This is a genomic window from Paraburkholderia sp., assembly GCF_049581445.1.
Lineage (GTDB): Bacteria > Pseudomonadota > Gammaproteobacteria > Burkholderiales > Burkholderiaceae > Paraburkholderia.
Window position 1 is genome coordinate 1 of the sequence record NZ_JBAURZ010000040.1, and the last position, 21,951, is coordinate 21,951.

16 protein-coding genes and 1 pseudogene are annotated in these 21,951 nt (G+C 58.1%); 14 read left to right on the top strand and 3 right to left on the bottom strand.

Annotated elements, in window-relative coordinates; all coding sequences use genetic code 11:
- Window positions 1-241 (bottom strand): DJ-1/PfpI family protein (locus tag WCA85_RS02470; RefSeq protein ID WP_424061550.1); only part of this gene is annotated, 241 nt, incomplete at its 3' end.
- 486 nt (window positions 242-727) lie between these two features.
- Window positions 728-1,256, bottom strand: a pseudogene (locus tag WCA85_RS02475) (cation:proton antiporter); the annotation flags it as partial.
- A gap of 117 nt (window positions 1,257-1,373) precedes the next feature.
- Between WCA85_RS02475 and WCA85_RS02480 the strand changes: the two are divergent.
- The 11 genes from WCA85_RS02480 (at window position 1,374) to WCA85_RS02530 (ending at window position 17,274) form a co-directional block, all read left to right on the top strand.
- Window positions 1,374-1,640 carry a hypothetical protein gene (locus WCA85_RS02480; protein ID WP_424061552.1) on the top strand — a complete coding sequence of 89 codons (267 nt, stop codon included), beginning with the start codon at window positions 1,374-1,376 and terminating at the stop codon, window positions 1,638-1,640.
- A 483-nt stretch (window positions 1,641-2,123) separates the two neighbouring features.
- Window positions 2,124-5,777: a type VI secretion system Vgr family protein gene (locus tag WCA85_RS02485; protein ID WP_424061553.1), complete on the top strand. Its 3,654-nt coding sequence runs from the start codon at window positions 2,124-2,126 to the stop codon at window positions 5,775-5,777.
- Window positions 5,764-7,218 carry a hypothetical protein gene (locus WCA85_RS02490; protein WP_424061554.1) on the top strand — a complete coding sequence of 485 codons (1,455 nt, stop codon included), beginning with the start codon at window positions 5,764-5,766 and terminating at the stop codon, window positions 7,216-7,218. The genes WCA85_RS02485 and WCA85_RS02490 overlap by 14 nt, the downstream gene beginning before the upstream one ends.
- A gap of 1 nt (window position 7,219) precedes the next feature.
- A complete protein-coding gene (locus WCA85_RS02495; RefSeq protein ID WP_424061556.1) occupies window positions 7,220-7,510 on the top strand; it encodes a PAAR domain-containing protein in 291 nt (96 codons plus the stop codon).
- Between the two features lie 11 nt (window positions 7,511-7,521).
- Window positions 7,522-8,967, top strand: a complete 1,446-nt coding sequence (locus WCA85_RS02500) for a hypothetical protein (protein WP_424061557.1) — start codon at window positions 7,522-7,524, stop codon at window positions 8,965-8,967.
- Window positions 8,968-9,054: 87 nt separating this feature from the next.
- A complete protein-coding gene (locus WCA85_RS02505; RefSeq protein ID WP_424061558.1) occupies window positions 9,055-9,459 on the top strand; it encodes a hypothetical protein in 405 nt (134 codons plus the stop codon).
- 213 nt (window positions 9,460-9,672) lie between these two features.
- Window positions 9,673-10,110, top strand: a complete 438-nt coding sequence (locus tag WCA85_RS02510; RefSeq protein WP_424061559.1) for a hypothetical protein — start codon at window positions 9,673-9,675, stop codon at window positions 10,108-10,110.
- 762 nt (window positions 10,111-10,872) lie between these two features.
- The gene (locus tag WCA85_RS02515) at window positions 10,873-12,960 is read left to right on the top strand and encodes a S8 family serine peptidase (protein WP_424061561.1); all 2,088 of its coding nucleotides are present in this window, start codon (window positions 10,873-10,875) and stop codon (window positions 12,958-12,960) included.
- Window positions 12,961-13,059: 99 nt separating this feature from the next.
- On the top strand, window positions 13,060-14,919 hold the full coding sequence (locus WCA85_RS02520) for a hypothetical protein (RefSeq protein WP_424061562.1): 1,860 nt from the start codon (window positions 13,060-13,062) through the stop codon (window positions 14,917-14,919).
- A gap of 104 nt (window positions 14,920-15,023) precedes the next feature.
- Entirely contained in the window at window positions 15,024-16,862 is a 1,839-nt protein-coding gene (locus WCA85_RS02525) for a hypothetical protein (RefSeq protein WP_424061563.1), read from the top strand.
- A gap of 31 nt (window positions 16,863-16,893) precedes the next feature.
- Complete coding sequence (locus WCA85_RS02530) at window positions 16,894-17,274, top strand: hypothetical protein (protein ID WP_424061564.1); 381 nt, start codon at window positions 16,894-16,896, stop codon at window positions 17,272-17,274.
- A gap of 222 nt (window positions 17,275-17,496) precedes the next feature.
- On the opposite strand, the gene WCA85_RS02535 is transcribed toward WCA85_RS02530, so the two are convergent.
- Complete coding sequence (locus tag WCA85_RS02535; protein ID WP_424061565.1) at window positions 17,497-18,222, bottom strand: GntR family transcriptional regulator; 726 nt, start codon at window positions 18,220-18,222, stop codon at window positions 17,497-17,499.
- 160 nt (window positions 18,223-18,382) lie between these two features.
- Between WCA85_RS02535 and WCA85_RS02540 the strand changes: the two genes are divergently transcribed.
- The 3 genes from WCA85_RS02540 (at window position 18,383) to WCA85_RS02550 (ending at window position 21,942) form a co-directional block, all read left to right on the top strand.
- Window positions 18,383-19,603 (top strand): pyridoxal-phosphate-dependent aminotransferase family protein, encoded by a 1,221-nt coding sequence (locus tag WCA85_RS02540; RefSeq protein WP_424061566.1) that lies wholly within the window; start codon window positions 18,383-18,385, stop codon window positions 19,601-19,603.
- A gap of 247 nt (window positions 19,604-19,850) precedes the next feature.
- Complete coding sequence (locus tag WCA85_RS02545; protein ID WP_424061568.1) at window positions 19,851-21,137, top strand: MFS transporter; 1,287 nt, start codon at window positions 19,851-19,853, stop codon at window positions 21,135-21,137.
- Between the two features lie 40 nt (window positions 21,138-21,177).
- A complete protein-coding gene (locus WCA85_RS02550; protein WP_424061569.1) occupies window positions 21,178-21,942 on the top strand; it encodes a 2-keto-4-pentenoate hydratase in 765 nt (254 codons plus the stop codon).
- Window positions 21,943-21,951 lie beyond the last annotated feature (9 nt).

Consider the following 21,951-nt stretch of genomic DNA (forward strand, 5'->3'; position numbering starts at 1 on the left):
GCGCGGGACCGCCGGCCACCAGCGCGAGGTCGAATGCGTGGCCGGCGCGCTCGAAAGTGACGTCAGCAAGCAACGCCATTCCATTGGATGCGCGCACTGCGCCGCTTTCGGCGCTTAGTAAGGTCACCTGGTAGCGCTCGTCAGGTGGCAGAAACTGATTGGCTTCCGCGAAAACATCAACCGGCCCGGCGACGTCGAGCGCTTGCACGCCAGGAAAGATCGCTATCGCGACGGTACGCATTGGATAACCTCTTGAACGAAGATCTGGTTCGGGTGACAGCTGGCTGGTTCGGCGGCTACGGTAGAAGACGCAACGCGTTCGGTTCGCGTCGGGGCTTCATCTTCACCCCGCGAGTGTTGCACACGTTGTAGCAATAAAGGTGAGGATTTCCAGGTACCCACGTTTCACTCGAAGAAACGAGCGCGCTGGCCGGCCATTCAACCATCGTGCTCCCGAATATTCTCACCTATGTCCGCATGCAGGCTAACAGCTACTTCGTGGAGACACGTGTTTGCTTCGCGGAATTGCTACTAACGGTGAGGCTCGCTGATGGCGGAGACGCACCTCGCAATCACGCACAATACGAAAGGTGAGGTTTTTCGGGAGCTGAATTTTCGCCTGATGCGATGTGCCGCGCCGCATACGGATCGCCGGCGCAACAACCGTAAAAATCGCAATGCGCGCACCGCACCCAGTATCGACAGCGCGATCCCTCTCCAGTGAAACTCAACCACGCCCGTGTTGTGCGGCGATCTCCTGCAAATCGAGATCGTGTTCGAGGATCGTCAGCATCTCATCGCCGATCAGTCGATCGATGCATCTGCAATAGCTCAATGCGCCCCGCAGCAATGGCAGCGAGGACGACATCGTAGTGGGCCGCGCGATCATCGGCGGGGAACGCAGCGTCGTTTTGGAGGGCGGCGGTGATACGGGCGCGGTAACTGTACTGTTCGAGCAGACGCGGATGGATCACACTGCCATCGGCACCATGTACGAGCGGCTGAATCGCGGCCAGTTGTGCGGCCTCCAGACGCGCCCACGCTTGCGGCTCGGTCAGATGGTGCGAGGCGTGGTCGGCTGCGTGAGCTGGGTTCACCCAGCGGATCAGCGGGCCGATCGTCGTACCCTGGCCGAGTACCGTTACCAGAATCACTGCGAACGCGGCGACCAGAATCAGGTCGCGGCCGGGCATGGCCTCAGGTAAAGCCAGCGCAATCGCAAGCGTGACGACGCCACGCATGCCAGCCCAACTGACGCTTTCTGAGGGAGAACGGAACCAGCAGGGCAGGCGATGAGTAACCGCCATCCATGGCGTCGTGCCGTACACCGGCACGGTCGCAGCAGGGACAGCAATCTGATGAAGGAGAATGCCATGTACAGGCTGACGTTACTCGAGCAGGCGGACGTGCTCGCACGCATTGCGGTCACTGCGCCGCATGATTCGGTGCGCAGTGCGGCTATTGAGGCCGCACGGGTGGACCGCGCGACGGCGCTGCAGGTGATGGAGATACATCGCTGCCTGCAGCGCTGGGCTGAACTTGGCAAGGGGATTGCGCGTGATGAGGCGCGGCGTGCGCTTGCCCAGGTGAATGACGACGGGCAGGGCGTACGGTGGTACGAGACGGGTGGGAAATCATAGGGTGTGACTTTCTGACGCCCTATCATCAGCGTGCCAGCAGTGTTCTGTGTTCGAGGCGACTTCGGTCGCCCTTTTCCGTTTGCAGACGGCGAGCAGTTTCTCGGGGTCCTCCTATGTCAACCCGGAGTCCGTCGCCTGTAAAGTGCTGTGGCGTATTTGCATGCCGTCTATCCTCGGCCTGGGTTGACATTCCCCCGTTGAACCGGCCGTTTCGCCCGCCTCGTGCGGGCTTTTTTTGCCCGCTCAGGCTACGTTATATCCTGGCGTTGCTCTATAGGTAAAGTATGATTTTGCTCAATCCGTTGTGCCCTCGTAAATCTTGACGATTGTTCACAGATTTTGTTTGCGGCGTTCTGTAGGTTACGAAATCTTAGACCTGCTCCGGGCTGTCGGTTGAATAGTCAAAATGGCTTGTTCTCGGGTGAATGGATGTGCGCGCAACTTTATGCACAGTGAATAGGACTACAAAATAATGAGACACATATGGCGGAATCTGATCGTGTTGCGAGGCATGTAACGGGCCGGCAGTCGGCACACATGAAGTTGAACCGGCGTTACCGGAACAACACGGCGCCGGCAGGCGAAGAGAAGGGGCCGATGCCCGAGGTGTCGGTGGTCGAGTGGGAGGTACGGGAAGAGGTCTGCCAGCCGTACAGGATTACGGCGCTGGTCTCGACATCGGCGCCGGTATCGCGCAGGGACATTCTCGGTCAGTGGGCGAAGTTTTCGTTCCTGACCGAGGAAGGGGCACCGGTTCGCGAGTTCCGGGGGTTCATTTCGGGCGTCGAATCGGTATCGCGTTCGCGCGACGACTGCACCTATCGTGTCGTGATCCGCCAGTGCCTGGGCATGCTTGACGGACCCAGCAACTGTGCGACGTACCAGAGCAGGACATCCGCCGACATCGTCCAGGAGGTCATCGAACGTAACAACATGCGCCCGTGGATACGGGTCGAGCAGCGCCTGCGGCGGCAGCATCCAAAGCATCCGTTCCGCTTTCAGTACAACATGGGGGACCTGGCCTATTGCAGGCTTGAAATGGAACAGGCAGGCCTGTTCTGGTTCACCGAGGATGACAGGCACGGCGAGGTGGTGGTGATTGCCGATGACATCGACGGCTATACGCGCCCCGCCATCGAACTGCCGAATCGCCCTCCCTCGGGACTACTGCACACTTTCAGTGAGTCGATCTTCTCGCTGAAGGTAAAAACGCGCACCGTGCCCGAGTCGTTCGTCGTGGCGGACTACAACCCGGAGAGTGCTGCGACGGTTTATCGCGAACAGGGGCAGGTACGCGACGAGTTCAGCGCCGAGCAGGAAACCGGGACGATGATGGGAACGCCCATGGTATGGGGCACCCATCATGAGGATGCCGCAGGCGCGAAGCGTGAGGCGGTGCTGCGGCACGAGGCGGCGCGGGCGCAGCAGGTCACCTGCAAGGTGAAGTCCACGATGCCGTCGATCCGGCCGGGGTGCATCGTGAAGCCGGATACAGTGGACGGAACGGACGACAGTACCGCACTTGACACCACGGAAGGGCTGTTCGTCTCGAAGGTGGTGCATCGTGGCGCGCGCAACCAGAACTACAGCAACAGCTTCCGCGCGATCCCCGCCAGTCGTCCCTACCGGTTGCCGATAGACGGGTCGAAGTGGCCGCGCATTCACACGCTGGGATTCACGGTCACGTCGCCGGACAGATATACGTACCCGTATCTGGATGCAGAGGGGCGGATTATCGTGCGCTTCCACTGCGACTTCGGCAACTGGCCGAAGGGTGGGGAGAGCATCCCGTTACGCATGGCCAAACCCTTCGCCAGCAAGGATCGTTCTGGCCTGAACATGCCGCCCGTGGATGGAGATCATGGTGTGGCGGGCTTCTATGAAGGTAATCCTAACAAGCCATTCGCGCTGGCGTTCCTGCCAAATAGCGTGAACCCGGACCTCATCAACAGTTCGCGCAGGCGCATGTCGCGCAGCGAGATCCGCACGCGCTCGGGTAACAAGCTCTGGTTTGATGACTGGCACCCTCAGGAGGGTATCGAACTGAGCACCGAGCACTCGGGCCGCTCCCAGCTCAACCTGGGCTTCATCCCGGATGGTGATTTAAAGGAAAGAGGTTCGGGCGCGGAGCTGCGCACGTCGGGCCATCTGGTTGATCGAGGCGGCGCGGGCGTGATGGTGACGGCGTATAACCAGGCGGGCGGCGGCAAGGTGCTCGCCATGGACGAGACGGACGCGCAGTTGACGGATCACCAGGCGTTCGTCAAGTCACTTGCCGATTCTGCCGGAGCGTCGAAGGCATCGCCCGCCGATCTGGACGCGCAGCAGGCGATCCATGACGGCCTGAAGGAACTGAAGAAACCCGGTGTGCTGGTGACTGGTCCCGGCCCTGTCGGTATCGCGTCGGGCGATGGCGTACATGTTGCCGCCGATGGCCCTATCATCGGCACCGCGAAAAAAGGCGTGCATTTCAGTACGCTCAGGCGTTTCACCGCCGCAGCAGGCGACGTGCTGTCGATGTTCTCGCAGAAGGGCATGAGCCTCATCACGGCGGCGGGTGACTTCGTTGCCCAGGCCCAGCGTGGCCGGATGCAACTAGCTTCGCAGGGCGACATGACGATGGAGACGGTAGACGGCGTGCTGCATGTGAAGTCGTCCAGGGAGATCGTGCTGAATGTCGGCGGCTCGTACCTGCGCATGACGCCAGGTGGTATCGAATTCGGCTCGCGGGGCGGTGCCGTGTTCAAGACAAGTGGCTTGAAGAAGACTGGCCCCGCACAGATGGACCTGGGAGGTGCGGCATTTGCACCGACGTTCGTACCGTACACGACAGGATGCGAGGTCTGGCGGACCAATCCGGGCTTCGTACCACCGCCAGCGCCCGCACCGGACGCGTTGCAGTGGGAGTCGTTGGGTAACACCGGTGCTGTGCCGGCCACCCCTGCTGCGGATGCTGGCGCAGCAGTACCGCCATCATTCCTCGGGGACATGTCCAGTGGGAAATCGGGTGCGAAAGCAGATGCGCCAAGCAATGGCGGTCTGACGATTAACGACCCGGACAATGAGCAACAGAAGTGCATCGGGCCTGATCCGATTCAGTTATTAAGTCCTGCTCCGTGTAACTGGCAACTGGCTGATTTTAGTGAGTCTGCCACCATGAAGCGGGAGACACCGACATATCAGAAATATGGTTGGACGAGAACTGAGCGGCTCAAAAATGGTGACGATCCGGTGATGTGTGCCGGAACGGCGCCAACCACGTGCAAGTTCACCTACGATTCGAGCAGTAAAACGCTGACGGCGAAGGTTGTTACCGCCTTGGTGCCGCAATTGCTGGTGAAGATGAATCCTGCGACCGGACAACCGTTGCGCGACGAAAGCAATAACTATGTTGTTGTGCAATATGAAACGTTCGACAACGGAGCTAACTCACATAAATCCTTTGCTGAGCAAGGACTGATGCTGGTAGAGCGTGATCCGAAGGAAGTTGATGCCTCAGACTATAAAAATCAGATTGAAAAGACGCTGAATCAGCGGAGCTACAAACTGATTCTTGATGCGTGTCAGAAGGGAGGTGCCTGTGGTTGCCGGATTTCCGTGAAGTTCTGTGCAGACGTGCACGTGGTACGGGCATCCGAGGCTCCAGCGCTCAACCCTAACATCACGATCAATCTATATCCGACTACCGATCGGGCGGACGCCAATAACTGGCCGGAGCATGACTATAAACTTGATAACAGTGGAGCTGGAAAAATAGAGATCGTGACTCAGACCAAGGCGCACGAAACCGGGCATCTGTTCAATTTCCCGGATGAATATTGGGAGCAAGGTGGTTTTGTGCATTCGATCTACGTTCGGGATGGTCGGAACATTGACTTTAAGCTTGCCGATGCAAACAAGAACAAGAATACGTTCTGGGTCATCGAGACGGAAAACAATCTCATGGGAGGGGGATGCCTCAAGCCGACAGCTACCACTTCGCCATATTATCTTGAATACATTCGCAGGTGGTTTTCTGATCACACCAACAAGTCGTGGAGAGTTGGCTATGAAGCGCCTGCTGTGTCTACCTTGAATGCCGGCAATGGCGCAGGGCAATCGGCCCAAAAGACGGGGAGCGTTGATGCCAAAAAATAATCTTCAACACATAGCGAAGGCGTTATTTTTATTTCTGATTTTTATGTTGATGGGGGATGGCTGCATAATGGCAAATGATTTGAGCAATAGTGCGATGAAACCCGGTGCATTCTCGCTTTCATGGGCTGGCGGACTTGAATATGGTTCGCGAGAGATGAGTTTTGATGGTGAGGGCAAGTTTTATTTTGCCAAAGGGGACACCATCAATGACGAAACCCAAACTGGTGTTGGGGTTTTTGCTCTCAGCTTGCAAAGAAATGATGTGCAGGCATTGAAAGATGTAGCGCAAACGTTGTGTGACAAGGATATTCAGACCGGTGGTCCGGAAACTCATGATCCCGCCGCAACGTTCAACGTTGTCTGTCTGGATGAGGGCAAAGCCGTGAGCAGATCGGGTTCCCTGCGCTTAATCCCGGAGCGCTTTAGGCATCAGGTTTTCGATGCTCCCTTTAGACTGTCGGAGCAGGCGCGGACGGATGGCGGGAAGCTCATCAAATTGGATTTCACCACAGTGGGTGTCGAACATAAGCAGGACCATTATATTGTCTCGGTGCAATTCACAAATTCGGGGAAACGATGGATTAAATTCAAGACGCCGGACCAATGGGCAGGCACGAGTGTTGGGGGGCGGTTGGGAGTGGGGGCAGTTAGCAAGAATGGTGTGGGTGGAAGAAGTGAAAAACTTAGCGGGTCGTGGGCGTTTGGGTTGGATGGGGAAAAATTAGTTAATCGAAGTGAATTTCCAGGCGGCATCGTTACTTTGAATCCTGGAGATAGTAAAGTTCTAAAGTTTGAATCTAGTCCTGACTACAATGCTGCAAAGGGTGACTACGAATTCTCAGGAATTGCATTTATGAGAATTGAGTACGAGGGCTACGGATGGGGCCTTTCATCACAGGTCGATTTCAAACCGATCAAAAATCGCGTGATAATTGACCGCGACTACCCCTCGACACCGCAGGAGCGCGAGCAGTGGGAAGCAACACACCGCGCCAGCATGTCGTCCCAGCCGGTGAAGCCTGGCGAGGCGTTCGCGGAGGACGGCCTGTACCGTGCAGTGCGCACGAACTCCAGCACCCACCGTAGCCTGCAACTTGTCCCGTTCAAGGCCGGGGCCGTTGCGACTACCGACAGCGTGAAGATGCTGATGGAGAGGGGCAATGGTATCAGTCTTGACGGCCCGGTGCGGTGGCTGTGGGAAGGCAGTGCGCCCATACCTGTGAAGCAGTATTCGTTCGACACCATCGAAGCGACGCGGCAGTTCTGCGAGCCGGGATCAGCGTGCCCGCGCAGCGGTCGCTGGCTGCCCCGGATTCGGGAGGGATGGGACAAGGGCCATCGTTACGATCTGGCGGGCATCGTGACGGTGCGGCACGGACAGAAGATGCCGACCGCGAAGGATGCAGGCGACAAGGCCGATTGGGAATGGGTGGGAGTCTGACATGGGAGAACGTGCCTGCATATTCCAGCATGACCGGACCACGGCGAACGGCATCGTGCTCGACGGGATCGACGGTACAGGCCTGGACGAGCGCGGCCTGAGCTATCTCGGGGCGCGCGTGCAATGCCCCGCCTGCGGCACCATGGGGCGTATCGAAGCGGAAGGGCCGCGCGACGAGGCGGACGCCATCGATGACAAACTGCCCGCACTGGAGAACGATCTGTGCCGTTGCGGATGTACGCCGCCGCCCCGGTTGATCGCCTCGCAGCGTGACTGGACAGTTGAAGCGTGACAGGAGGTTGAATGGGTTTTCGCTGGAGTCCGCGTTTTTTTTCCGAATGGGAGGTACAGGAACCGCCGTCCATCTGGTTTTTTCTCGTGCTGTACCTGATTGTCCAGGGCTTCGCGCTTGCCATGGTTGTGCCTGGCCTGCTGAAGGTTGGCTCGATACCCTGGGACAGGTTCATCCATGATGCGGTAGCGGTGCCGTTCTTCTGCTGGATCGCACTCAGTTGTCTGGTGTGGCTGTTGGGCTATGACATTTCTGCGAGGCAGGCAGCAGCCCATAACACGGCGCGCTGGAATGAGATTACCGGCTGGCAACGGCAAAGCCGTGCGGGCATAGCGGTGCTCGACAGCGTGATTCTCACGCCCGAACCCGATCTTGCGGAGCGCATGCTGAAGCTGGAGGGCAGCGCGCCTGAGAATCCCGGAAAGGTCATGCGTCTGGCCAGCGTTGAGGGAGCCGATGCCACTTTGCGTGAACACGCGATGTTCGAAAAGCTGTTGACACCGCTGGCCGCACGGCTTGTCCCGGCGGCGAAAAGTGATTCATTCGAGATCGTGATCCAGTGCGGGCGGGCTGAATCGTCTCTTGACCTTCAGGCGGTTTGGGAACAGATCGGATTGCCAGGCAAGCCGCGCGTCAGATGGATCGGCAACGACCGGGACCCCGGATTTGCGGCGGACTGGTTTAACGACAACGAGCGTAGGCCCTACTATGCGTATGTCAACGAGAGGATGCCGAAGTATCGTCTCGTGCTGGCGTGGCATCTGAATGACGAGAACGCGGACGTTAAGCCGGACGTTTCGGAAGCAGCCGTGGCGCTGCTGCTTGGCTCGCCAGCGCTCATGCAGGCAAAGCCGGAGCAGAAATGTCAGGGTTGGCTGTTGCGTGAGATCGTTGCCGATGCCGACGAAGCAGACAAGGCACTTGCGTTGCTGCTGGGTTCAGAACAGGTGCCGCGTACACGTATCCGCCACTTCTGGTACAGCCGCCTGAAGGGTCTCGCACAGCACGCAACCCTGGGAGCTGTGAAGGAATCCGACCTGAAAGTGGATGAACATGCGCTTGATCCGGCCATCGGTCCGCAGGCTCCGGTGGCACGCTGGGTGCTCCAGGCGCTGGCGGCGAAGATGGCGCATTTCGGCCAGGGCGCACAGCTCATCGCGTTACCACATGAGCAGGGTATCGCGCTGAATGTGGTGGCGAAAGAACCGGATCGCGTGGCGGTGCCGTGGAAGAAGGAATACGAGTACGACCCAATCCTGGGTCCTGAACTCGGCGTGTGCGCATCAGTATGGGTGGTTGTCATGCTGCTTTCGCCCAAGGGCTGGAGCACGGCGGACACCGTTATCACATGGGTCATTGCGATTGTGATGGTAGTGCTTTTCCTCCTGCGCCACTCCCGGCTGGTTGCGCCAACCGCGGAATCGATAGTGGATTATGTGATGAGCTATATCGGCTGAGAAATGAGACATATGCCGAAATACACAGGCCATTCCGCCCCGTTTGAATCACGCGAGCAGTCGCGGGAAAGATGGCGCAAGGTCTACATGAAAACCTATGTCACGAAGTGGCTGCTGCTGGGTATTGCGTGTGTGATCCTGCTCACGGTCATCGCCTTGTGGGGCTGGTGGGAGCGGGCGCCGGCCTGGGGCTATCCCGTGGCCGTAGCGGTGTCTGCCTGGCTCTATCTTGCAGGGGCGACAGTGTTGTCAAGAATCCGCGGCTGGCGGTCCTATGTCTCGACCATCACGTACATGGAGGCGATCGAGGACGGCCTGTGCAGGGACAGACCCATTCACCTGGGAGGGACGCGACCGGTGGTACAGGGAACACGGTTCCCCCTGGCGACTACGAGCCGTACCGGAATCCATGCGGGTGCATCAGCGTGCAGAAGACTGGCCGATGCTGTGAAGCTGGAGCAGGGCGTGAAAATCACAGGGTATGATGCTTGACTGACAGGGTTGATCGCCATGAAAGAACATGGAAGCGGGAATATTAGTAGTCCTTCTTATGTCAAAGAAACACCGGTTTTTGTACTGGTCCGTCCGCGTACAGATGGTTTGCTGGACATAGCGGCAAGCATGACCGCTGGCGGGCGGGCAGTAGTGTGTCATCTCTCGTTTTTGCACGCCCTGATTGACGTGGCATACAGGAGCCGTCAGGGAATGCAGTACTTCGTCCATGAAGCCAACTCGGTCGATCCCGAGGTATTCGCTAATGCGGAGGGGTCGGGATTGATTGCGCAGTTGCGGCTGGCATGGCCCGCGAGGAACCGGAAAGTCGCGCTGGCGCAGGACGGTAATACGGCAACCTGTGCACACCTTCTTCGGCATAGCGCGTCTGCCGGATTGCCGGCGCGCTTTGAGGTGGATGACGAGGCAATGGGGCAGATCGACCGGCTGCGTGAGCGTGCGGGCCTTTTCGCCTGGCAGGACACCTATCGCGAAGTTCCCCAATGGAGTTTCGAGCGCCAGAAGCGGACGCTTGAGTGCGCGCTGAGGTCGATGGAAACGGTAGAGGCGAGCCTGGCGGAATGTCAGGAAGGTGCCCTGTTTGATCCCGAGTTCGGGCAGTGGCACTTTGTGTCGCTCGAAGGATCGTAAGGGGTGCCCTATCATCGCGCGCCGGGGGGAATATCAGCGCCGTTCCCCAAGCTGCGTGCAACGCAGCATCGACAAACCGCCTGTCTGGACTTTAGACAAGTCACTTGTCTTGTGAGTAGCCGTTAAGGGGTGCCGTTAGCTTGAATCTCAAAAGAGACACATGTCTAATATGTAGGACAGTCCTGCTGCAGGGGGACGAAGGTTCCCCCGCACTGCAGCGTGTCGGGAAACGTGGGGGAATGGATGTTTGAGGGGGCGGGGGAACGGATTTTCCCCACACGCCACCCGGAAAGCCTTGTGCAGCGGGGCGTTTTATCACAGGGTGTGATTTGCGCACAGAAAAGCCAACAATTTCTGTGGGTAACTCACGGGCGGTACTGTGTGTCTTTCTCTCGTTCTTTGAGGCAGCACCAGTGTGATGGGGTCTACATTGACCCTCCGTTATTTGGGGCGACGACGCCAGCCGCCCTCTGTTTTGCAAGTCACCTGTCCGGCAGGTTGCGGAGCGATTCTGACAAGCGTGTGAGAATCTCCTGATTGCTCATACAAATACCGCGCTTTAAAATCGCGTGCGGTTGGTTACGAAAACATTGCGCGACCTATGTCGGTGCCTGGATGCAGGCGGCGGTTGTGTAAACGTCTGCTGGCCTCGATCGCCACAACAGAGAATAACGAGGCGAGATGTAGAAGCAGGGGCAATTATTAATTCGGACTACAGATAAGAAGATGAGCAGAGGTAAATCCAGAGGCAGGCGGCCCACATTGCAGAGTTCGATTGTTCGGCTTGGGACTGCAACTACGGGCGGAAACGGGTGCGCGCCGCTGGTTCGCGGTGCATGCATAGCATTATCGCTGGCGCTCCCAGCTTGCGGCGGGAGTGGCGACGGCAACAGCATCGCGACTCCGGTTAGCAAAGCTGACGCGCAATTGGTGGCATCGGCTGCAAGTGCCGCAGGTTCCAGCACCGTCGAACTGAAATCGGCGCTGAAGATGAACGCGAGCAGCATTGCACCTGATTCGCAGACTAGCGGTTTCATCATCAAGTACAAAAATGGAACTCCAGAACGTGGTTCGACGACCACAGTGCAGACAAAGCTCGACGCGCTAGCGAGCGCTTTCCCTGCAAAGGCGCACCACGCGCGACGGCTGGCGCTCGGCGCCGATGTCATCACGACTGCCCGTGCCCTCAACGCGAAAGAGGCGAAAGCATTTATGCGTGCGATTGCGTCGGACCCGAGCGTGGAGTACGTGGAACCTGACACGCTTGTATATGCTAGTTCAGTACCGACCGATCCTGACTACAGTTATCAATGGGGTCTCTTTTCAAATCTGGACCCACGGCCGTCATATGCGGGAATTCGTGCCGCGAATGCATGGGACATGACGACCGGAGCAGGCGCAACAATCGCTCTCGTGGATAGCGGTGTGACAAGCCATAGCGACCTGAACGCGAACATTCTGCCGGGCGGATATGACTTTACATTTCTTCCTGGACCAGGTGACGGCACCGACCCAGGGATTACCGTGGAAAGAAATTGTAGTCCGGTTTGGCATGGCACTCACGTTGCAGGCATCCTGGCTGCTGTAGCAAACAACGGTATCGGGGTTTCTGGCGTCGCGCCGTCTGCCAAAGTGCTTTCGGTTCGCACACTGAACGGCTGCGGCATTGGCTCAGTTTCAACAGTTACGGAAGGCTTGATATGGGCCGCTGGCGTACCGGTTTCAGGCATTAAGACCAATCTTCACCCGGCAAAAATCATAAACCTTAGCCTTGGTACTCCAGGGCAGTGCTCTAAGACATTTCAGGACGCGATAGACTCTGCAAACGCCTTGGGCGCAACAATTGTTGTAGCTGCAATGAACGACGGCAGTGACGCATCAAATACTCAGCCAGCCAACTGCCACGGCGTTATTAATGTGGCCAATACCCAGCGCGACGGTTCGCGAAGTCCTTCGTCTGATTTTGGGTCCACGATTGACATTGCTGCGCCAGGTACCGACATCTTTTCAACCTACAACAGCGGAACGTACGATGCGGGGGCCGAGAGTTATGCGTACATGACCGGCACTTCAATGGCTACGCCTATGGTTGCCGGCGTAATAGCGCTCGCCCAGTCAGTCGCGCCTATACCGCTAACTTCGGCGGAAATGCGGGCTTTGATTCAGCAGAACTCACAGCCGTTTCCAAACGCGCCTGACCAGCCTTTGGGTGCAGGTATTCTCGACGCGACTGCGACCGTCAAGGCTGCGAAGGCGGGAAAGATTCCCGTGGCTGCTGATTTTTCGTGTACCGAAATGGCCAACTACATGCAGGTTATCTGCACGGACCGGTCCACGGCACGGGGCGGCGTGCCTATCAAGACATGGCTGTGGGACCTAGATACTGGATATGATCCTATCGCTCTTAGTAGTGGTACGGTCAATCCGTATGCTAACTATGAATATCCGGGTACCCGCCAGATCAGTCTCACCGTTATTGATGCCAACGGTGCGACGAGTACGCTTTCGCGTCCGTTCAATGTCCCGCCACCCTCCGTTATAACTATTTCGAACAACTATGCCGCGGTGGTGTCAGTAAAGAAGGATGTTTTTCAATACTACGAATTGGACGTCCCTGCTGGAGCAACTAACCTGAGTGCAACGCTTACACCATCGAACGGAAAGGAAAGCGCATGGCTGTATATCAAGGCGGGCTCACCGTCTGAAGTTCACGCAGATTGTCAGCAGGGCATGGCAAACGGCGGTGCGGCGACCTGTGCGATCGATAACCCGGCGCTAGGACCCTACTACGTCTTTGTCTACGGTATATCGGCACTGAACGGCAACACCATTATGGTCTCCTATAAGTAATTCAAAGCCCGCACAACGCTCAAGCGTCACCCCTTTGTCGCCTTTGCGCGATGCAGGGGCTAACTCCTCGCGCAGCCAGGCAAACAGAAAATATTTGAAATGTTGTCCTCCTCAAATGACAGTGCCGCCGTGAGCATAAGCCCTCTGGTTACTCGTGCTGACGCTGATTTTGCCGCGCTGCGCCATAGGGAGGCGGCAGACGGTTACCGGGGCATTCTTGCCGTGTATCCGCGCGATACGCATGCGCTGCATCGTATGGCGCTGAATTGCGTACATGTAAAGGAATTCGCACAGGCACGTAAATACCTGGAGCTTGCTCTTGAGTCCGCGCCTACACGGGCGGATCTGTGGGAGCATGCGGGCCTCGTTGCGGCCGCGAGCGGCGAGCTTGTCCGGGCCGAAGCGTTCTATCATCGCGCTCTCACTCTCTCTGGAAGCACCGCGACGCTGCACCGTAACCTCGCTGATTGTCTACAGCTATGGGGACGCCTCGCTGACGCAAAGACGGAGTACAAACGAGCCGCTGCGATAGAGGTAGACCTGCATCATGCAATTCGCGAGGTCGCGCGTATAAGCACCAAACTAGGAGAATGGGATGCTGCTGCTGACTATTGGCGACGCGCCTGGGCGCTCAACCCTTATGCAGTGCAAGACGGGCTCGACCTGGTTGCTGCACTTGCAAGAGTTCAGCGCACCGTCGAGCTTGATGAAGCGGTTACGCAGATAAGAATCCGGCACGCGGCCGATATTGACGCGTTAGAGGCACTGTGCCTTGCGCTGTATCAGATCGATCGTTTCGCCGATATGCTGACCGTTGCCCGGCAGGGACTCAACATCGATCCGCAGCGTGGCATGCTGCAACTCTATGCCGCACACGCCCTAAGTGTATGCGGCAGCGTTGAGGAAGCTGGGGTTCACATGAGGGACGCAGCGCGGCTTATGCCGGATGACCTGGCTATCCGGTCCCAACTTGGATGTCTCGAACTCGCGCTTGGTGACTTTAAGGTCGGCTGGGCGCTGCACAATGCGATATACGCATCGCCTTTCGGGCGTGCTACGCGATTTTTTCCGGACTTTCCCGTATGGGACGGCGAACCGGTTGCCGGGTGCCGGTTCCTGCTCGTTGGCGAGCAAGGGTGCGGGGACGAAATCCAGTTGATCAGATTTGCGGAATGGCTGCATAAGGAGGGCGCAATTGTTGATGTGCTGGTTTGCCCTTCTGTCGGCAGAATTGCGGCCAGCTTGACCGGTGTGCGTTCAGTGTTCACGGCCCTGCCGCAAGGACCCTATGAATATTGCAGTCACATGATGAGGATGCCGGAACATATGCAGCTTGATCTCCCAATGCTGCCCATCGTCATGCCCTACGTGGCAGCAGAGCCCGACATGCTCGACGTCTGGCGGATCCGTATTAAAACCATTTCCCCCGAATCCAACCACAAAGAGCGCAAACGTATCGGTGTTGTGTGGGCGGGGGGGGCTTATAGTGCGCTTGACCGGTTCCGGTCTGTGACGCTGGATGCCTTCAGGCCGCTTTTTGCGTTACCGGACATAACCTGGTTCTCGGTGCAAAAAGGAGATCATGAGCGTGAAAGCGAGGCGCTGGCGAACGAATTTGACATACATACACTCGGGCCCGCGATCGATGACTTCGCCGATACGCTTGCGATACTTGAGACACTCGACCTCGTAGTCACAGTAGACACGTCTGTTGCCCATCTTGCAGGGGCTGCTGGCCGACCGGTATGGGTCCTTGTGCCCGCGTATTTTGAGTGGCGGTGGCTGGTTGGCCGGACAGACAGTCCCTGGTATCCGTCCATGCGTCTGTTCCGGCAGAGGGAATTGGGCAAATGGGAGCCCGTGATCGAAGAAGTGCGGGCTGCGCTGCAAGCCCTGCACGGTGCGGACGCCGGGTCGCACGACGGACGATTAAGTAGCCCGACTCCGCCAGCCACTTAGAAGCGTTCAGCGCCCCCGCAGCTACGCGGCCCGACTCTAGGGATCGCAGGGGCATACCTGCTGGCGCATAGTCAAACAGAAACCCGTCAATGAAAACGCTCCGAATGTCCACACCGCTCCTTGCGAATCAAGACTCACCGAACGTGACCGATTGGCTTGCGCGCGCTGATGCCGACTTCGCCGGACGTCGTATCGCAGAGGCGATTGACGGCTACCGAAAGGTGCTTTCTGCACACCCTCGTGATGTGCGCGCATTGCGTCGCTTATCGCTTGCGTACGTGCATATAAATGATTTTGATCAGGCGTATGCCCATATCCAGCTTGCGCTCACGGCCGCTCCCAAAAATGCAGAACTATGGGAACACGCGGGGCTAATTGCCGCATCCAGACATGAGTACGTCTGTGCCGAAGCATTCTATTGCAGAGCCATCGATATCGCGGGGAGTACGGCAACGCTACACCGGAATCTGGCAGACTGCCTGCGATTATCGGGTCGCCTCGTTGAAGCCATGGTCCAGTACAAAAGGGCTGTCGAGATAGAGCCAGAATTGCACCATGCAGTGCGCGCTTTGGCCGCTATCAGTTCCGAACTTGGGAGGGGTGAAGATGCCGCCCGCTATTGGATACGGGCCTGGAAGCTCGATTCAACGCTCTTGTCCGATGGGCTTGACTTGATCAGGGTGCTGGCAAAGCTGGAGCGTCGAGATGAGGTGAACGTGGTCGTCGCAAACATACGATCCTCGTTTGCATCGCACGCAGTGGCACTCAAGGAACTGGCGTACACCTTGAACTGCATCGACTATTTTCACGAAGCTATCGGTGTCGCCAAGCAGGGAATCGCAATTGATCCGGAAAATGCTCTTCTGCATCACAACGCGACCTACGCATACGCCGTCCTCGGTCAATTTACAGAAATGCGGACGCATAGTATCGAGGCGGCAGCGCTTTGGGCGCATTACCCAAGCATACAGTTCAACCTGGCAACAACCCAGCTTCTCTTCGGCGAATTTAAAGATGGCTGGAAACAATACAGATGGCACGAACAGTTGCCGGGGAATGAGGATTTGATTAACCCGGTCATCGCCGAATGGACGGGCGAACCCCTCGCTGGACGTCAGTTTCTTCTTATTGGCGAACAAGGCCTGGGCGATGAGATACAGTTTCTACGAATGGCAGATTGGCTGCATCGACAGGGAGCCACGGTCGATGTATGGGTGCATCCTCCGCTTGCGGAACTCGCCGCCAACGCGACGGGCGTTCGCGCTGCATTTGACGCACAGCCAAGTGGCCACTACGACTACTGGTCCCGCATGTTCAAGATGCCGGAATATATGAATCTTGATGTGCCGATGCTGCCGATCACCATGCCGTACCTAGCAGCGAAATCCGAGAAAATCTGTCAGTGGCGGACCTACCTTAATCGCTGTTCGCCGCCTGACATACCCAGGAAACAGCGCATTGGGTTAGTGTGGGCAGGCAACCCAGAGTACGTATTCGACCGCTACCGGTCAATGAACCTCGACACGCTGCGCTCTTTGTTTACGCATCCTGGCGTCACTTGGTTTTCGCTACAAAAGGGTCATCGTGAGCTTCAGGGCGAGGACTTGGCCAATGAAGTCGAACTGCATCTGCTGGGTCCCGCGATCAAGAACTTCACCGATACGCTGGCGATACTTCAACAACTCGACCTGCTTATCACTGTCGACACGTCGTGTGCACACCTTGCCGGAGCCGCTGGATGCCCTGTATGGGTGCTAGTTCCGACTTGCACCGACTGGCGCTGGATGCTTGATAGAACTGATAGCCCCTGGTACCCGTCCATGCGACTCTTCCGGCAGCGGAAGCTAGGTGACTGGGGATCTGTGATTGACGATGTGAAGAAGGCGCTGCAGGAATGGTGCGAAGGTGAGGAGGTGAAAGAAAACCCGCGTGAAACGGGCTAAAGCCCCGGGAGGGACGGTGATGGATCGAGAGATGAAGGTTCCTCCGGGAGTCAGGAACGAAGAGCTTTGGGTTAAGCATTGTCGAAAGATTCGCGCCAGAGCGCTGGACTTCCTTGAAGGTCGCCTTGGTGTCATTGAAACAACTCGGGCAATGCTTCCGTTGGCGCACTGGACCAAGGTTCAAAGCGAGCCGGAGTTCCTGCTGTTTCGTGCAATCGCATCTGAAACAGACGATCTTCCCGTCGGCGACGTCCGAGCGTACTGGGCGGCAGATGCGTTAGAACGGGAGGACGTTCGCATTGATGCTGCCGAGAAATTATGGCGTGAACAAGTTCTCTGCGTTGCCGCAAGACTGGTCGAACGGTATCAATGGGCGGTTCGCCGCAAGCACATTTCCAGCCGCGCAGATTGAAACAAACGGGCGCTTCACTTCAAGTCGATTGACCGTTTAGGGGGCGACTGCGATCGTAGACAGGCGACTACGTCCTCCGATTTTTCTCCACTCGTCGCCAGCAAAGCCCTGTGCAGCAGGGCAACCTGTCACGAGAGATGATTTGTCCAGAGACTAGCCGACAAAATATGCGGATAACTCGCCGCGAGTTCGCCTGCCGTATGCACCTCAAGTATCAGCAAGCTACGCCTCCAACGTCCCCCCCGCCACCTCCTCCCGCGACTGCACCTGCAGCACCGCATCCCGCTTATCCAGCAAATGCTGCCTCAAGATCGCACTAAGCCGCTTACCATCGCGCGCTTCAAGCGCCTCCAGCATCTCACCATGATCGTGAACCGCGCGGTCCCACTTCGGAATCTGGAAGTTGGACCGGAAACGCAGCGCCTGCAATCGTCGGTTCACCGAAATATAAGTCTGTCGCAACGCCGAGTTACGAGCCGCTTCATTGATCTTGTCGTGGATCGCCTGGTTGCGGCTGTAGTAGCCGGCCAGGTCATTCTGCGCGCGGCACGCGAGCATCGCGTAATGCAGCGCCTTGATCTCCGCCAGTTCAACCGCAGTGATCCGCTCGGCCGCGAGCTCACCCGAAAACGCTTCGAGGCCGCTCATCAGTTCGAACGTCTCACGCAACTCCGCCTCGGACATCTTCGAAACCGACGCGCCGCGATTCGGCCAGATTTCGATCAGCCCTTCCGCCGCCAGCACCTTCAGCGCTTCCCGCAGCGGCGTGCGAGAAATCCCGAGCGTTTCGCACAGCTCGCGCTCGTTCAGTTTCTTGCCAGGCTCCAGCACGCCCTCGACGATGAAGCGGCGGATATGTTCCACCACGGTGTCGTGCAGCCGCTGCCGCTCGACTTTCGGCATCAGGGCGGGGGCGGCAAGCCCCGCATCAAAATCCGAATTTTGCATACAAAAATCCTCGACATCGCATTGGAGCCGATTTTATCGGAACCTGACCAATAGGTAATGTGCGGGTAAACACCCGCGCCAGCAAGCAATTTTTGTCTTGGGAGCGTCACCGATCGTCTGCTATAGTTTTTTGCATGCAAAATTCAATTGGAGAACATCGATGCTCAAGTTAGATTTTCATCCCGCTGGCCGCCACTTCCTGCAGATCCCTGGGCCGAGTCCTGTGCCCGATCGCATTCTGCGCGCGATGAGCTATCCGACCATCGACCATCGCGGCCCGGAGTTCGGTGCGCTTGGGCTGAAGGTACTCGAGGGCATCAAGAAGATCTTCAAGACGCAACAACCGGTGGTGATCTATCCGGCATCTGGCACCGGCGCATGGGAAGCGGCGTTGTCGAACACGCTGAGCCCGGGCGATCACGTGTTGATGTTCGAAACGGGTCACTTCGCCACGCTGTGGAAAAAGATGGCCGAGAGCCTGGGTCTGAAGCCGGAGTTTCTCGGTCTGCCGGGCATCGAGGGCTGGCGGCGTGGCGTGCAGCCGCAAATGATCGAAGCGCGTTTGCGCGAGGATACACAGCACACGATCAAGGCGGTGTGCGTGGTTCACAACGAAACCTCGACGGGTGTCACGTCCGATATCGCGGCAGTACGCCGTGCCATCGATGCAACCGGTCATCCGGCGCTGCTATTGGTCGATACGATCTCAGGCCTCGCCTGCGCTGACTATCGTCATGACGAATGGGGCGTCGACGTCACTGTGTCGGGCTCGCAAAAAGGTTTGATGCTGCCGCCGGGCATCAGCTTCAACGCGGTATCGCCCAAGGCCGTTGCCGCCAGCAAGCAGGCGAAACTTCCGCGCAGCTTCTGGGACTGGACCGAGATCATCGAGATGAACAAGTCCGGTTACTGGCCGTACACGCCGAACACGAACCTGCTGTACGGGCTCTCGGAAGCGCTCGACATGATTCTCGGCGAAGGGCTCGAGAACGTTTTTGCGCGCCATGAGCGCCTTGCCGAAGCGAGCCGCCGCGCAGTGCGCGCCTGGGGGCTCGAGATCCAGTGTGCCGATCCGGCGGTGTATAGCCCTGTCCTGACGGGCGTGATGATGCCCGAGGGGATCGACGCGGACGCGGTGCGCAAAACCATCTACGAACGTTTCGACATGTCGCTCGGCACGGGTCTTGGCAAGATGAAAGGCCGCATGTTCCGCATTGGCCATCTGGGCGACTGCAACGATCTGACGCTACTCGCGACGCTGGCCGGCTGTGAGATGGGTTTGAACCTGGCAGGCGTGCCGGTTGCTGCGAGCGGCATGCCGGCGGCGATGGAATGGCTGAGCTCGCAGCCGCAGGCGACCAGCCTGAAGGCAGCGGCCTGAATCACGTCACAAGCGGCAGAAGCGGCACAAGCGTCAAAAGCGTCAAAGGATTTCAAAAGGAACGACACGCAACTCAAGGAAACTGGGGCGAAGACGTAAAGCAAGCAACGGCAGCCCCTTCCCTCAGCAGCGATGGCAGGGTATAGGCGCGACTCAATACCTCCTGCCCATGCGATGCCCGCGTGGGGAACCTTGAAGCTGCGTGTCCTTCCAGACGCGCGGCCGACACCAGCAACGGAGACAGACGATGAAGCGGTTTCGTGTGACCAGTGCGACCAGTCTTGTTCTATTGATGCTATGCATCATGTATTTCATCACCTACCTTGACCGCGTAAATGTCAGTACCGCGGCGGCTGGGTTCGGCAAGGAGTTTCATCTCTCACATACACAGATTGGATTGGTCTTCTCCGCGTTCGCCTATCCGTATCTGGTGTTTCAGGTGATCGGCGGCTGGGTCAGCGACCGCTTCGGCGCAAAACGCACGCTGATTTTTTGCGGCGCGCTGTGGGCCGTGGCGACCATCCTTACGGGTCTTTCAGGCGGTCTGATTTCGCTGCTCGCCGCGCGTCTGCTGCTCGGTTTCGGCGAGGGTGCAACCTTTCCGGCTTCCACAGCGGCGATGGCGCGTTGGGTCGCGAAGGAGAAACGCGGCTTCGCGCAGGGCATCACGCATGCTGCATCGCGGATCGGCAACGCGGTCGCGCCCGGTGTGATCGTGCTCGTGATGGCCACCTGGGGCTGGCGTGAATCGTTCTACATCTGCGGCGTGTTCAGTCTGTTATGGGTGATCGTGTGGTCGGTGACCTTCACGGAGCATCCGAAAGATCATCCGCGCATCACGAGCGAAGAACTGGCCATGCTGCCGCAGCCCAAGCCGAAAGCCGCAAACGTGCCGTGGAAAGCGTTGTTTCGCCGCATGGCGCCGGTCACCATCGTCTACTTCTGCTACGGCTGGACGTTGTGGCTCTTCCTCAGCTGGATTCCGCAATACTTCCTGCATAGTTACCACCTCGATCTGAAAAAGTCGGCCATCTTCGCGTCCACGGTGTTTTTTGCGGGCGTCCTGGGCGACACCTTCGGTGGCATCGTCACGGACCGGATTTTCACGCGCACCGGCAGCCTGAAGCGTGCTCGCAGCTGGATGGTGTCCATCTGTATGTTGTTCACCTTGGCCGCGCTGGTGCCGTTGATGTTTGCGCACAATCTGTATGTGTCGATGGCCTGTCTGTCCGCTGGTTTCTTTTTTGCGGAGATGACCATTGGTCCGATGTGGGCCATTCCAATGGACATCGCGCCGGAATACTCCGGCACCGCGAGCGGCATGATGAACACGGGCTCGGCGCTCGCCGCGATCATCTCGCCGGTGGTCGGCGGTTTTCTGATCGATCGCTTCGGCAACTGGGAACTGCCGTTTGTGGGCAGCATGGTGTTGATGGCGATTGGCGTGGTGCTCGCGTTTCGCATGCAGCCCGAAAGCCGCTTCGAAGCGACGGCTGCTCACACGCCGCAACCCGCTTCGACTCTCAAGGCCTGATAGCAGAGTCCGCTTCTTTCGCAACCTTCTACGTTAGACGATGAACACGACCGATACCTCAACCTTGAGCCAACGACTTGCCGACGCGCGCAGAGACCACCTGACGCTCGACAGCCTGCCAGCGGAACTGATACCCGCCGACGCCAACGCCGCCTACGCCATCCAGCACGAGATCCTGCGACTGTCGGGCGCGCGCATCGGTGGCTGGAAGATCGGCGCGAAGTCGCTCACCGGACCGATCCAGGGCGCGCCATTGCCGGACGTCGACGTGTACCGCGACGGCGTGAAGCTGCGACGCGGCGCGTTTGCGCCACTCGGACTCGAACTGGAGATTGCATTTCGCTTCGGCCGCCGTTTCGAGCCGGCTAGCGAGCCCTACAGCGAAGCCGAGGTGCACGCTGGCATCGAATCATTCGGCACGACCATCGAAATCGTCGCAAGCCGCTTTGCGGAGTGGCCGAATGTCGACAAGCTCGCACAACTGGCCGATCTGCAGAACAACGGCGCACTTATCGTGGGCCAATTTACGCCGTATAGCGAAGACTTTCCGTTTGTTGCGCCATCGCTGAGCTTCAGTTTCGAAGGGCAGGGTGTGGTGCGCGCAGTGCCGGCCAATCCGTGCGGCGATCCCCGCCGTTTGCTGGCGTGGCTCGTGAATCACTGCGCGGTGGACCGTGGTCTTGCAGTTACTCCCGAGATGGTGATCACGGCAGGTTCCTATACCGGCATGTTCTTCCCACAGAGCGCGGGCACCGCGCACGGACGCATTGAAGGGCTCGCACCCGTCAGCGTCACGCTTTACTAGGGATTTTTT